The organism is Lysobacter sp. TAF61 (assembly GCF_052113485.1).
Taxonomy (GTDB): Bacteria; Pseudomonadota; Gammaproteobacteria; order Xanthomonadales; family Xanthomonadaceae; genus Lysobacter_J.
This window is the reverse complement of sequence record NZ_JBFRDH010000002.1, coordinates 40,586-53,158: the sequence shown is the minus strand read 5'-3', so window position 1 is coordinate 53,158 and position 12,573 is coordinate 40,586. Positions and strand designations below refer to the sequence as shown.

Annotated in this window: 11 protein-coding genes; 10 read left to right on the top strand and 1 reads right to left on the bottom strand. The window is 67.9% G+C overall.

The genetic code is table 11. The features are described 5' to 3' along the window. Positions 1-24 precede the first annotated feature (24 nt). From ubiE to AB4Y64_RS04665, 5 genes are all read left to right on the top strand, one after another. Complete coding sequence (gene ubiE / locus AB4Y64_RS04685; protein ID WP_441815285.1) at positions 25-801, top strand: bifunctional demethylmenaquinone methyltransferase/2-methoxy-6-polyprenyl-1,4-benzoquinol methylase UbiE; 777 nt, start codon at positions 25-27, stop codon at positions 799-801. Positions 802-1,025: 224 nt separating this feature from the next. Further along, the gene (locus tag AB4Y64_RS04680; protein ID WP_441815284.1) at positions 1,026-2,969 is read left to right on the top strand and encodes a M1 family metallopeptidase; all 1,944 of its coding nucleotides are present in this window, start codon (positions 1,026-1,028) and stop codon (positions 2,967-2,969) included. Between the two features lie 58 nt (positions 2,970-3,027). Then, positions 3,028-4,011 (top strand): alpha/beta fold hydrolase, encoded by a 984-nt coding sequence (locus tag AB4Y64_RS04675; protein WP_441815283.1) that lies wholly within the window; start codon positions 3,028-3,030, stop codon positions 4,009-4,011. A 5-nt stretch (positions 4,012-4,016) separates the two neighbouring features. Next, positions 4,017-4,739 (top strand): hypothetical protein, encoded by a 723-nt coding sequence (locus AB4Y64_RS04670; RefSeq protein WP_441815282.1) that lies wholly within the window; start codon positions 4,017-4,019, stop codon positions 4,737-4,739. 227 nt (positions 4,740-4,966) lie between these two features. Then, a complete protein-coding gene (locus AB4Y64_RS04665; protein WP_441815281.1) occupies positions 4,967-5,434 on the top strand; it encodes an aminoacyl-tRNA deacylase in 468 nt (155 codons plus the stop codon). A gap of 3 nt (positions 5,435-5,437) precedes the next feature. On the opposite strand, the gene AB4Y64_RS04660 is transcribed toward AB4Y64_RS04665, so the two are convergent. After that, positions 5,438-6,370 carry a carbohydrate kinase family protein gene (locus AB4Y64_RS04660; protein WP_441815280.1) on the bottom strand — a complete coding sequence of 311 codons (933 nt, stop codon included), beginning with the start codon at positions 6,368-6,370 and terminating at the stop codon, positions 5,438-5,440. 335 nt (positions 6,371-6,705) lie between these two features. Between AB4Y64_RS04660 and AB4Y64_RS04655 the strand changes: the two genes are divergently transcribed. The 5 genes from AB4Y64_RS04655 to rodA all read left to right on the top strand — a co-directional run bounded on the left by AB4Y64_RS04655 (position 6,706) and on the right by rodA (position 12,550). Continuing rightward, positions 6,706-7,752 (top strand): rod shape-determining protein, encoded by a 1,047-nt coding sequence (locus AB4Y64_RS04655; protein ID WP_441815279.1) that lies wholly within the window; start codon positions 6,706-6,708, stop codon positions 7,750-7,752. 205 nt (positions 7,753-7,957) lie between these two features. After that, the gene (mreC, locus tag AB4Y64_RS04650; RefSeq protein ID WP_441815278.1) at positions 7,958-9,007 is read left to right on the top strand and encodes a rod shape-determining protein MreC; all 1,050 of its coding nucleotides are present in this window, start codon (positions 7,958-7,960) and stop codon (positions 9,005-9,007) included. Beyond that, a complete protein-coding gene (gene mreD / locus AB4Y64_RS04645) occupies positions 9,007-9,492 on the top strand; it encodes a rod shape-determining protein MreD (RefSeq protein WP_441815831.1) in 486 nt (161 codons plus the stop codon). The genes mreC and mreD overlap by 1 nt, the downstream gene beginning before the upstream one ends. A 2-nt stretch (positions 9,493-9,494) precedes the next feature. Then, a complete protein-coding gene (gene mrdA / locus AB4Y64_RS04640) occupies positions 9,495-11,441 on the top strand; it encodes a penicillin-binding protein 2 (RefSeq protein ID WP_441815277.1) in 1,947 nt (648 codons plus the stop codon). Next, positions 11,438-12,550, top strand: coding sequence for a rod shape-determining protein RodA (gene rodA / locus AB4Y64_RS04635; protein WP_441815276.1), 1,113 nt, complete (start codon positions 11,438-11,440; stop codon positions 12,548-12,550). Before mrdA ends, rodA begins: the two co-directional genes overlap by 4 nt. Positions 12,551-12,573 lie beyond the last annotated feature (23 nt).

The following is a 12,573-nucleotide window of genomic DNA, read 5'->3' as shown; positions in this document are numbered from 1 at the left end:
GCACGTTGATGCGATAATCGCCAGATGAGCCATTCCAGCCCAGAAAAGCCCGGCGACAAGCCCGGCACCACCCACTTCGGCTTCCGCGACGTTCCCACCGGCGAGAAGCAGAAGCTGGTCGGCCAGGTGTTCTCCTCGGTCGCCAGCAAGTACGACCTGATGAACGACCTTATGTCGCTGGGCGTGCACCGCGTGTGGAAGCGCTATTTCGTCGGCACCGCCCAGGTCAAGCGCGGCGACCGCGTGCTCGACCTGGCCGGCGGCACCGGCGACATCGCCCTGCTGCTGCGCGACCGCGTCGGCGATGCCGGCAGCATCGTGCTGGGCGACATCAACGGCGAGATGCTGCGCGTCGGCCGCGACCGCATGACCGACATGGGCAAGGTCGCCGGCTTCGAATACGTGCAGATGAATGCCGAGAAGCTGCCGTTCCCCGACGCTACCTTCGACCTGGTCACGATCGCCTTCGGCCTGCGCAACGTCACCGACAAGGACGCGGCGCTGCGGGAGATGCAGCGCGTGCTGAAGGTTGGCGGCCAGGCGCGCGTGCTGGAGTTCTCGGAAGTGAAGGCCGACTGGTTCAAGCCGATCTACGACTTCCATTCGTTCAAGGTGCTCCCGCAGCTGGGCAAGCTGTTCGCCAACGATTCCGACAGCTACCAGTACCTGGCCGAGAGCATCCGCAAGCATCCGCCGCAGGATCAGCTGAAGGCGATGATGGTCGACGCCGGATTCGCGCGCTGCGACTACCGCAACCTCTCGGGCGGCATCGTCGCGATCCACACCGGCTACAAGGTCTGAGCCCTCGTCCGGGCGACCACCGGGACCGGGGCCATGGCCCACCGGTTCCGTCATTCCCGCAAGGGCGGGAACCCTTGATTTTCGGGAAGGTCCAATGGATCCCGGCGTCCGCCGGGACGACGGTCAGGGCGGCTGACGGTCCCCCGAACGGGCCTCGCCGCAGCCGTGCCCGCGGTCCGGCGAGGCGCTAAACTCGGCCGATCACCCTGTCCGCCGTGGCCCTCATGCGTTATTCGATCCTGTCCCTCTGCCTCGTTGCCGCCCTTGCCGCCGGTTGCTCGCGCGATGCCGCGCCGCCGGCCGCCACCGCTTCCAGGGAGGCCGCCGCAGTGGCCGCATCCGACCAGAAGACCGCTGCCGTCGTCGACGAGTTCTCCTATTCCGAGCCGTCCAAGGTACGCATCGACGACCTCGCCCTGATGCTGCAGGTCGACTTCGACAAGAAGGAACTCGGCGGCAGCGCGACCTACACGCTGGACTGGACCGACCTGAAGGCGACGCAGCTGGTCCTCGACACGCGCGACATCGCCATCGAGAAGATCGTCGGCGAGCGCGCCGACGGCAAGTGGGACGACCTGACCTGGAAGGTCGGCGACAAGGACAAGATCCTCGGCAGCAAGCTGGTGATCGAATCGCCCTCGCGCAACAAGCGCATCCGCGTCAGTTATCACACCTCGCCCAACGCCTCCGGCCTGCAGTGGCTGACGCCGGCGATGACCGAGGGCAAGAAGACGCCCTTCATGTTCAGCCAGTCGCAGCAGATCCACGCGCGTTCGTGGGTGCCGCTGCAGGACACGCCGCAGGTGCGCTTCACCTACACCGCGCACGTGACCTCGCCCAAGGACGCGATGGTGCTGATGAGCGCCGACAACGACCCGAAGGCGGCGCGTGATGGCGACTACACCTTCACCATGCCGCAGAAGATCCCGTCGTACCTGCTGGCGATCGCCGCCGGCGACCTGGTGTTCCAGCCGATCAGCGGCCGTGCCGGCGTGTGGGCGGAACCGGCGATGGTGAAGAAGGCGGCGAAGGAATTCGACGACACCGAGAAGATGATGCAGACGGCCGAGCGCCTGTACGGGCCGTACCGCTGGGAGCGTTACGACATCCTCGTGCTGCCGCCGTCGTTCCCGTATGGCGGCATGGAAAACCCGCGCATGACCTTCGCCACGCCGACCGTGATCGTCGGCGACAAGTCGCTGGTGTCGCTGGTCGCGCATGAGCTGGCGCACAGCTGGTCGGGCAACCTGGTGACGTTCTCCACGCCCAAGGACAGCTGGCTCAACGAAGGCTTCACCAGCTACGTCGAGAACCGCATCGTCGAGGATCTGTACGGCAAGCCGGCCGCCGACATGGAGAAGGTGATCGCGCGCAACGAGCTCGCCGCCGAGTACAAGGAGATCGATCCGAAGCTGCAGGTGCTGGCACAGCGCCCGGGCACGGTGAGCAATCCCGATGACTCCAGCAGTTCGACCGTGTACACCAAGGGCGCGTGGTTCCTGCAGTTCCTCGAGGAGCGTTACGGCCGCGAGGCATTCGATCCCTTCCTGAAGGGCTACTTCGACCACTTCGCCTTCCAGAGCATCCCGACCACCACGTTCATCGAATACGCCAAGGCCAACCTGCTCGCCAAGTACCCGGGCAAGGTCAGCGAGGCCGAGCTCGACGAGTGGATCTACCAGCCGGGCGTGCCGGCCGATGCACCCAAGACCGTGTCGCCGCGCTTCGACGCCGTCGATGCCGCGCGCAAGGCATGGCTCGACGCCGGCACGCTGCCGGCAAAAGACGCGACCGCGAAGTGGAGCACGCAGGAGTGGGAGCACTTCCTCGACGGCATGCCGCCCACGCTCAAGCCGGAACAGCTGGCCGCGCTCGACGCCAGCTACCACTTCACTGGCACGCCGAACGGCGAGATTGCGCAGCGCTGGTATCCGCTTGCCGTGCGCAGCGGCTACGCGCAGGCCAATGACGCCATCGCTGCATTCCTGGAGCGCATCGGCCGCCGCAAGCTGATCATGCCGACCTACAACGAGCTGGTGAAGACGCCTGCGGGCCTGAAGCTGGCCCAGGACACCTTCGCCAGGGCGCGCCCGGGCTACCACCCGATCACTACCGAATCGGTGGAGGCGGCGATCGCCAAGGCGCAGTCGGCTTCGGCCAAGCAGTAATCGCTCTGCTCCCTCCCCTGCATGCAGGGGAGGGTTGGGGAAGCATCGAGGACCACACGTGCCACCACGCAGGCCGCGCACCCTCACCATTGTCCTGCTCGCATCGCTGGTGCTCGTCGCCGCGATTGCCGCCATTGCCCTGTGGCGCGATCCCTACACGGTGGTTCGCGCCGACTTCGCGCGTCAACGCCTGGCCGCGGGCCTGTCGCGGCAAAGCGTCCGGGTCGACGATCATCTCTGGGTCTACGCCTACAGCGATGATGCCCCGAAGGACGCGCCGACGCTGGTGATGCTGCACGGCTTCACCGGCAGCAAGGAAAACTGGTACCCGGTGGCGCGGCGTCTGCGCGGACACTACCGCCTGCTGATTCCGGACCTGCCGGGCTGGGGCGAGAGCCAGCGCGTTCCCGGCGCCGACTATGGCTTCCTCGCCCAGAGCGAGCGCGTCGACCATTTCATCAGGCAGGTCGCCGCCGACCCGCGCGGCGTCGTGTTGCTCGGTCATTCGATGGGTGGTGGCATCGCCGCACTCGTCGCCGCCCGCCATCCGCAGGAGGTCGCGCGCGTCGGCCTGATCGACGCCGCGGGCGTGCGCTTTGCCGACAACCGCTTCGGCGCGCGCGTGCTGGCGGGGCAGAACCCGTTCGGCGTCGAGGACGAAGCCTCGCTCAAGCGCTATCTCGATACCGTGTTCCATGACCCCGGCGCGCGGCCGTGGATTCCGTGGCCGGCCGATCGCATCTACATCAATCGCCGCCGTGGCGATGCCGCGTTCGAGCAGCAGGTGCTCACGCGCATTGGCCGCGGCGACGAAAGCTTCCTGCCTGGCCAGGCCGCTGCCGACATCCGCCAGCCGGCGCTGCTGCTGTGGTGCCGTCAGGATGCGGTGATCGATTCCAGCGCGCTGGCGCTGTACGCGCAGCAGATTCCGCACGCCAACCGCGTACTTCTAGATAACTGCGGCCATATGTCATTGGTCGAGCAACCCGACATGGTCGCGCAGGCGATCGAGATGCTGATTGAACGAGGGCAGGGACCATGAGTGGCATGCGCAGACTGACCGGCCCGGCGATCCTCGCCGCGGCCATGGCCGTGGCCGCCTGCGGACCCGCGCAGGATCCGAAGGTGGCCGAAGCGCAGCAGGCGGCCGCGCGCGAACACGAGGCCGATGCCATGGCCGACGCGTTCGAGGCCGAGTACGGCAAGCAGAACTGGGAGCTGGCGCGCGCCCACGGCGACGTACTGATGGCCAAGTACCCGGGCAGCGCGGCCGCCGCACGCATCGAGGAGCGCCACCAGGAGGTCAGGGACAAGGCGACGCATGCGCGCGAGCAGCGGCGCCTGGCCGCGCTGTGGACCTACCAGACGCAGCCGGTGAAGGGCGGCGAGCAGCTGTCGGCGTCGATCTACGGCAAGGACTACGTCGACACCGACGGTAGCGGCGCGCGGCCGGTGCAGCTGATCTTCCGCGACCACCCCGATTGGGGGCGCAGCAGCTACCTGGTGCTGGAGGCCGGCGACTTCGACTGCTACGGCGGCTGCAAGGTGAAACTGAAGATCGACGATGCCGCGCCGAAGCCGGTGGCGGCGAGCCGGCCGAAAACCGACCAGGCGATCGCGATGTTCATCGAGGACGAGCGCGCGCTGTGGAAGACCGTGAAGGCGGCCAGGACCATCGCCATCGAGTTCCCGGTCAAGGCCGGCGGAACGCGCACGGCCGTGTTCGAGGTAGGCGGGCTGGACCCCACGAAACTGCCGAAGTGGAACTGAGGTCGACACGCTGTGGGCCATGCCTGACGCCTGATCGGCTGTGCGGATGCGACGCGCAGCTCGCTTCCGGCATCGGCCACGCTTACGAGATCGTTACAGGCGTGGAGTAAAGTCCAGTTCATGCAGGACCGGTGGTCTTGCTGAGGCGGCGCGCGGCGGATGTGCGCGCCGGTCCACCCAGCGGCACGGCCGTGACTGGAGCGCAGCCGAGCCAGGCGGAGGTCGCCATGCTCTCTCCACGCCTGCACAACCTGCTCGACCAGGGACAAGCGCCCTACACCACGTTGAACCACCCGCGCACGATCACCGCGCACGACACCGCCTCGATCGCCCACATCGAACCGGTGCATTTCGCCAAGTCGGTGATGATCAAGGCCGACGGCCGCATGGCGATGGTGGTGATGCCATCGACTTACCGGGTCGATCTCTATCGGCTCGGGCTCGCCCTTGGCGGCGCGACGGTCGAGCTGGCCGAGGAAGCCGAGTTCCGCGGCGCGTTCCCCGACTGCGAGCCCGGCGCGATGCCGCCGTTCGGCCACCTCTATGGCATGCCGGTATATGTCGACTCGCGCCTGGCGCACCAGGATGAAGTCGCGTTCAACGCCGGCAACCACACCGAAGTGGTGCGCATGCCCTACAAGGAGTTCGAACGCCTGGCGGCGCCCGAACTGCTGTGGCTTGCGCACATGATGTGACGCTTACAGCGAGTAGCCGAACTGCTGCTTGAACTGTTCGTTGAACTCGTCGTAGTCGAAGCGCTGGTTCTGCGTGCCCGGGTGTTCGACCTTGAGCGCGCCCATCAGGTTGCCCATGCGGCCGATGGTGAGCCAGTCGTAACCCTTCTCGATGCCGAAGATCAGGCCGGCGCGGAATGCATCGCCGCAGCCCGTCGGGTCGGTCACGCGGCGCTCGTGCGCCGGCGGGATGTCATAGGTCTTTTCCGGCGTGTGGATCTGCGAGCCGTGCGGGCCGCGCGTGGTGATGTACGCCTTGACCCGCTTGACGATGTCGTTCTCGCTCCAGCCGGTGCGTTCCTGCAGCAGGTTCGACTCGTAGTCGTTGACCGTGACGTAGTCGGACTGCTCGATGAAGTGGCGCAGCTCTTCGCCGTTGAACAGCGGCATCGCCTGGCCCGGATCGAAGATGAAGGGGATGCCCAGTTCGGCGAACTCGGTCGCGTTCTGCAGCATGCCTTCGCGACCGTCGGGGCTGACGATGCCGAACGTGACACCCTTCACGTCGCGCACGTGGTTCTCGTAGCTGCGCATCATCGCGCCCGGATGGAACGCGGTGATCTGGTTGTTGTCGTGGTCGGTGGTGATGAAGGCCTGCGGCGTGAACAGCTCCTCGATCTCCTTCACCTGCGACAGGTTGATGCCCTGCTGCTCGAAGTGCTCGCGGTACGGCGCGAAGTCCTGGCCGACGGTCGCCATCGGGATCGGATCGCCGCCGAGCAGCTTGAGGTTGTAGGCAATGTTGCCGGCGCAGCCGCCGAACTCGCGGCGCATGCGCGGCACCAGGAACGACACGTTCAGGATGTGAACCTTGTCCGGCAGGATGTGGTTCTTGAACTGGTCGGGAAACACCATGATGGTGTCGTAGGCCAGAGAGCCGCAGATCAGCGCAGACATCGTTGATACCCCAAAAGAAAAAAAGCGGCCCGAGCGCCGCGCGGGCGCTAGGGTAGCCGAGGGGGGCTCCGGCGGCCAGCGGCCACGGCCGTTGCCACCCCGGGGCCGCGCTTCCGGGCGCCCTTCGCGGCGGAAGTCGGGTCGCGACGGGGTCGCGATGAGGCCGCAATGGGGTCGCAATGGGGTCGCAATGGGGCCGCAATGGGGCCGCAACCCCCGGGGTGACCCTCGGCGGCACGAAGTGCCGGGATTTGCAGGTTTTTTCCTTGCTCGCAGGGGGGGCGGTTGCTAGGCTAGCGAACCCCTCGCGCCCCCATTTGACGGCCTATCCCTCGATGTTCAAGAAGTTTCGCGGCATGTTTTCCAACGACCTGTCCATCGACCTGGGCACGGCCAACACCCTCATCTATGTCCGCGGCCAGGGAATCGTCCTGAACGAACCATCGGTGGTCGCCGTCCGCCAGGACCGCCTGATCGGCGGCAACCGCACCGTCGCGGCGGTGGGCAGCGAAGCCAAGATGATGCTCGGGCGCACCCCGGGCCACATCACCACGATCCGCCCGATGAAGGACGGCGTCATCGCCGACTTCACCTACACCGAGGAAATGCTCAAGCATTTCATCCGCAAGGTGCACAAGTCGCGCTTCCTGCGCCCGAGCCCGCGCGTGCTGGTGTGCGTGCCCTGCGGCTCGACCCAGGTCGAGCGCCGCGCCATCAAGGAGTCGGCCGAAGAAGCCGGCGCCCGTGAGGTCTACCTGATCGAAGAGCCCATGGCGGCCGCGATCGGCGCCGGCATGCCGGTCACCGAGGCACGCGGCTCGATGGTCGTCGACATCGGCGGCGGCACCACCGAAGTCGCAGTCATCGCCCTGAACGGCATCGTCTACTCGGCCTCGGTCCGCATCGGCGGCGACCGTTTCGACGAGTCGATCATCAGCTACGTGCGCCGCACCTACGGCACGCTGATCGGCGAAGCGACCTCCGAGCGCATCAAGATCGAGATCGGCTGCGCCTACCCGCAGACCAAGGCAAATTCGATCGAGGTCTCCGGCCGCAACCTCGCCGAGGGCGTGCCGAAGATGATCACGATCAACTCCAACGAGGTCCTCGAGGCGTTGCGCGAGCCGCTGGCCGGCATCGTCTCGGCGATCAAGCTGGCGCTGGAGCAGACCCCGCCGGAACTGTGCGCCGACGTCGCCGAGCGCGGCATCGTGCTCACCGGTGGCGGTGCCCTGCTGCGCGACCTGGACCGCCTGATCAGCGAGGAGACGGGCCTGCACGTGCAGGTCGCCGACGACCCGCTGACCTGTGTCGCCCGCGGTGGTGGCCGCGCGCTGGAGCTGGTCGACATGCACGGCAATGAGTTTTTCGCGCCGGAGTAACTGCGTAAAGGCGGGAACGGGGAAAGGGGAACAGGGAACGAAGGGCGTCCGGGGGCTGCGAAGCGATGGGCGCCGTGGACGTGGATGGTGACGGTGAACCCGTTCCGCCCGTTCGTTCACCAGACGCCTGTGCCTGCGCGTCGTTCCCGCTTCATACTCCCGACTCCCGCTTTCCATTCCCGCCCTCGAAACCCTCGACGCCCTCGTGCCTTCCTACGCCGGTCCTCCTACCGCAGCCCGCACGGGCGATGTCGCCGGTACGTTGAAGTTGCTGGCCTACCTGGCGCTGGCGGTGATGCTGATCATGCTCGACCATCGCGGCGGCTGGCTGAACCAGGCGCGGCGCCAGGTCACGCTGATGGTGCAGCCGCTGTGGATGGTCGCCGGCTGGCCGGGGCAGGTGGTGGAGCGCATCAGTGACGATGCCGGCACGCTGACCCAGCTCACCGCCGAAAACCGCCGCCTGCGCAACGACCTGATGCTCAACCAGGCGCGAATGGCGCGCCTGCAGACGCTGGCCGCCGACAATGCCCGCTTGCGGGGCCTGCTCGATGCCGCCGAGCGCGGCAAGCTCGACGTGGTGCTGTCGCCGGTGCTTGACATCGACCTCGACCCGACCCGCCAGCGCCTCGTCCTCGATGCCGGCAGCCGCGATGGCGTCCAGGTCGGGCAGAGCGTGATCGACGCCGGCGGCCTGCTCGGCCAGATCATCGCGGTCACGCCGATGTACGCCAACGTGCTGTTGCTGACTGACCCCTCCCACGCCGTCCCGGTGGCCGTGGCGCGCAATGGCGTGCGCCTGGTGGTCTATGGCGAGGGCCGAAGCGACCTGTTGCGGGTGCCGAGCGTACCGCTGTCGAGCGACATCAAGGTCGGCGACGTGCTGGTGACCTCGGGCCTGGGCGGACGTTTCGCGCCGGGCTTCCCGGTCGGCACCATCGCCTCGCTGCGCCCGGACGACAGCCGCGCCTTCCTGATCGGCGAAGTCACGCCGGCCGCCCAGCTCGACCGTGGCCGCGAAGTGCTGGTGCTGCTCAACCGGCCGAGCCCGCTGCCGGGCGCCACCGCCTTCAATGCCACCACCTCGCCGGCGACGACCGCGCCAGCAGGGACCGCGCCGGCGGCGACGATCGCCATCGGACAAGGCACCACCTCCGCGCCGCCTGCGACGGAAACACCCGCAACGACGCCCGCGAAACCGAAGCCGGTCACGCCCGCCAGGCCGCAGCCCGCGCAGACGGAGCCGCGCCGATGATGACGCGCGTCCGTCCGCAATGGGTGTTGCCGCTGAGCCTGGTCGTGGCGCTGATCCTGGGCCTGCTGCCGCTGCCGCCGACACTGCAGCCGCTGCGGCCGTACTGGCTGGCGCTGGTGCTGGCGTACTGGGTGATCGAGGACCCCGACCACATCGGCCTGGGCGTGGCGTTCCTGATCGGCCTGGCCGGTGACCTGGTCTACGGCGGCCTGTTCGGCGAGCAGGCGCTGCGGCTGGTGGTGATGGCCTACATCCTGCAGCGCTTCCGCGCGCGGCTGCGCTTCTTCCCGATGTCGCAACAGGCGCTGGCGATCGGCGGCCTGCTGCTCAACGACCGCATCGTCACCTCGGCCATCCATTTCGCCGTTGGCGAACCGACCCTGCCGGCCTCGTACTGGCTGGCGCCGCTGGCCGGCATGTTGCTGTGGCCGTTGTTGTTCGTGGGCCTGGACTCGCTGCGACTGGGCCGCTGGCGGGGGCGTTGACGATGGGTCCGCGTCGTCGCGTCCTCAAGAACGCCGCAGCCGAAGCCAACCAGTTCCGCCTGCGCTCCGCCATCGCCTTCAGCTGCGTGCTGCTGGCGCTGGCCGGGCTCGGGCTGTGGTATTTCCGACTGCAGGTCTGGCAGCACGCCGACTACGCCACGCGCTCGGAAGCCAACCGCATCAAGCTGCGGCCGGTGGTGCCGGGGCGCGGGCTGATCCTCGACCGCAAGGGCCGGGTGCTGGCCGACAACGTCCCTGCCTACCGCATCGAAGTGACGCCGTTCGAAGCCGGCAAGACCGAGACCTGGTTGCCGGAGCTGGCCAAGGTCATCGCCCTGACGCCCGAGGACATCACCCGCTTCGAGGACGAGCGCCGCGCCACCCGCGGCTTCAAGCCGATCACGCTGAAGCTGCGCGTGAGCGAAGAAGAAGCCGCGCGCTTCGCCGTCGACCGCTGGCGCTATCCCGGCGTCGACCTGGTGTCGTACCTCAATCGCCGCTACCCGTACGGCGACCTGTTCTCGCACGTGATCGGCTACGTCGCCCGCATCGATACCGACGACCTCAAGGCGCTCGGTGAAGGCGGCGCCTCGCTGACCCACATCGGCAAGACCGGCCTGGAGCGCTATTACGAGGAAGCGCTGCGCGGCAAGGTCGGCTACGAGCAGATCGAGACCAACGTCGATGGCCGGCCGATGCGCCAGGTCGGCCACGTCCCGGCCACGCCCGGCGCCGACCTGCGCCTGAGCATCGACCTGGATCTTCAGCAGGCGATGGTCACCGCCTTCGGCGACATGGACGGCTCGGCCGTGGCACTCGATCCGCGCACCGGCGAAGTGCTGGGCATGGTCAGCCTGCCGGGCTACGACCCCAACCTGTTCGTCAACGGCATCTCCAACGTCGACTACCGCGCGCTGATGGACAACCCGTCGCGGCCGATGTTCAACCGCAACGTGCTCGGCGGCGGCCCGCCGGGTTCGACGGTGAAGCCGCTGATCGGCCTGGCCGGTCTCGACAGCGGCCTGCGCCGGCCCGAGGACAAGTTCTTCTCGACCGGCACCTTCTACATCCCCGGCCAGCGCCGCGGCTGGCGCGACGCCCACGGCGGCGCCGGCTGGACCGACCTGCGCAAGTCGATCTCGGCGTCGGTGAACTTCTATTACTACAAGCTCGCCTACGACATGGGCATCGAGCGCTTCGACCAGTACATGCGCAAGTATGGATTCGGCGAACCGACCGGCATCGACCTGCTCGGCGAGAAGGCCGGCGTGGTGCCGTCGCCGGACTGGAAGCGCAAACGCAGCAAGGAGCCGTGGTACGCCGGCGAGACCGTCAATGCCGGCATCGGCCAGGGCTACTGGGTGGCGACCGTGCTGCAGCTTGCGCGTGGCACCGCCGCCATTGCCAACGGCGGCAACCTGGTGCGCCCGCACATCGTCGCCGATCGCCGCGACGGCTATCTCGCACCGTGGACACCGCTGCAGCAGCCGGCGCCGACGCGCATCACCGACAACGCCGGCAACCTGCGCGCAGTGCAGGAAGGCATGATCGGCACCATCCACGGCCCGGGCGGCACCGGTCGGGCGATGGCGATCGGCGCGCCGTACATGATGGCCGGCAAGACCGGCACCGCGCAGAAGATCAGCCGCAAGGGCAACATCAGCTTCGATCCGCATTCGCTGCCGTACAACCTGCGTCACCAGGCGCTGTTCGTCGGCTACGCGCCGGCCGACAACCCGACGATTGTGGTGGCGATCTCGGTCGAGCACGGCGGCTTCGGCGGCAGTACCGCCGCGCCGATCGCGCGCAAGATCTTCGACGCCTGGCTGCTGGGCAAGATGCCCGAGCCGGTGCCGAGCGACCCGAAGTCGGTGCGTCCGACGCAGCCGGTGGCTGCGTTGCCGCTGGAAGAAGACGCCGTGATCGAAGTGGCAGGGCCAAGCCGATGAGACAGATCCTGCGCTGGCTGTTCGACCTGCTCGTGCGCTTCATGCGCACCTTCGACCTGCCCCTGCTCGGTGCCGTGCTGGCGCTGATGGTGATCGGCCTGGCCGTGCTCTACAGCGCCGCCGACCACGCCGTCGGCCTGGTCGTGCGCCAGGGCGCCTTCTTCGTCGCCGGCCTGGGGATGATGTGGGTGCTCTCGCGAATTCCGCCGAACCAGTTGCGCAACTGGACGCCGATCGCATTCGGCCTGTCGCTGCTGCCGCTGCTGCTGGTGCTGCTGATCGGCACCGGCAAGCACGGCCGCCACTGGATCAACCTCGGCGTGGTCTACGTGCAGCCGGCCGAACTGCTCAAGCTGACCCTGCCGATGATGGTCGCCTGGTACCTGGACCGGCAGTCGCTGCCGCCCCGGTTCCGCACGGTGCTCGTTGCCGGCCTGCTGATCGCGGTGCCCACCGGCCTGATCCTGCTGCAGCCCGACTTCGGCACGGCGATGCTGGTCGCCGTGAGCGGTGCGTTCGCGCTGTATCTGGCCGGGCTGCCGTGGTGGTGGTTCGGCATGGCCTTCGGCGCGGTCGCGGCGATCGCGCCGGTGGCCTGGTTCTGGCTGCTGCGGCCGTACCAGCAGGACCGCATCCTGACCTTCCTCAATCCCGAATCCGACCCGCTCGGCACCGGCTGGAACATCATCCAGTCGAAGATCGCGATTGGCGCCGGCGGCCTCACCGGCAAGGGCTGGGGGCAGGGCTCGCAGTCGCACCTGAACTACCTGCCCGAGCACACCACCGACTTCATCTTCGCCGTGCTCAGCGAGGAGTTCGGCTGGGTCGGCGTGGCGACGGTGCTGGCGCTGTACCTGTTCGTGATCGGCCGCTGCCTGTGGATCGCCGCCGAGGCCCGAGACGGTTATTCGCGCCTGATCGCCGGCGCGCTCGGCCTGGCGTTCTGCGTCTATGTGATCGTCAACGGCGGCATGATCTCGGGCCTGCTGCCGGTGGTCGGCGTGCCGATGCCGCTGCTGAGCTATGGCGGCACCTCGGCGGTCTCGCTGCTGGCGGGGCTGGGCGTGGTGATGGCGGTGCGGGCGCACCGGCCGGTGTACGCGCGCTGATCCCGGCCTGGCGTGCTCCCCGG

Excerpts from the sequence above, each read along its gene's own strand:
- AB4Y64_RS04660 (WP_441815280.1), bottom strand. The coding sequence starts at position 6,370 with ATGTCTGCGCTGATCTGCGGCTCTCTGGCCTACGACACCATCATGGTG.
- mrdA (WP_441815277.1), top strand. The coding sequence starts at position 9,495 with ATGGGTCCGCGTCGTCGCGTCCTCAAGAACGCCGCAGCCGAAGCCAAC.
- AB4Y64_RS04665 (WP_441815281.1), top strand. The coding sequence starts at position 4,967 with ATGCTCTCTCCACGCCTGCACAACCTGCTCGACCAGGGACAAGCGCCC.
- mreD (WP_441815831.1), top strand. The coding sequence starts at position 9,007 with ATGACGCGCGTCCGTCCGCAATGGGTGTTGCCGCTGAGCCTGGTCGTG.
- AB4Y64_RS04680 (WP_441815284.1), top strand. The coding sequence starts at position 1,026 with ATGCGTTATTCGATCCTGTCCCTCTGCCTCGTTGCCGCCCTTGCCGCC.
- AB4Y64_RS04670 (WP_441815282.1), top strand. The coding sequence starts at position 4,017 with ATGCGCAGACTGACCGGCCCGGCGATCCTCGCCGCGGCCATGGCCGTG.
- AB4Y64_RS04655 (WP_441815279.1), top strand. The coding sequence starts at position 6,706 with ATGTTCAAGAAGTTTCGCGGCATGTTTTCCAACGACCTGTCCATCGAC.
- ubiE (WP_441815285.1), top strand. The coding sequence starts at position 25 with ATGAGCCATTCCAGCCCAGAAAAGCCCGGCGACAAGCCCGGCACCACC.
- rodA (WP_441815276.1), top strand. The coding sequence starts at position 11,438 with ATGAGACAGATCCTGCGCTGGCTGTTCGACCTGCTCGTGCGCTTCATG.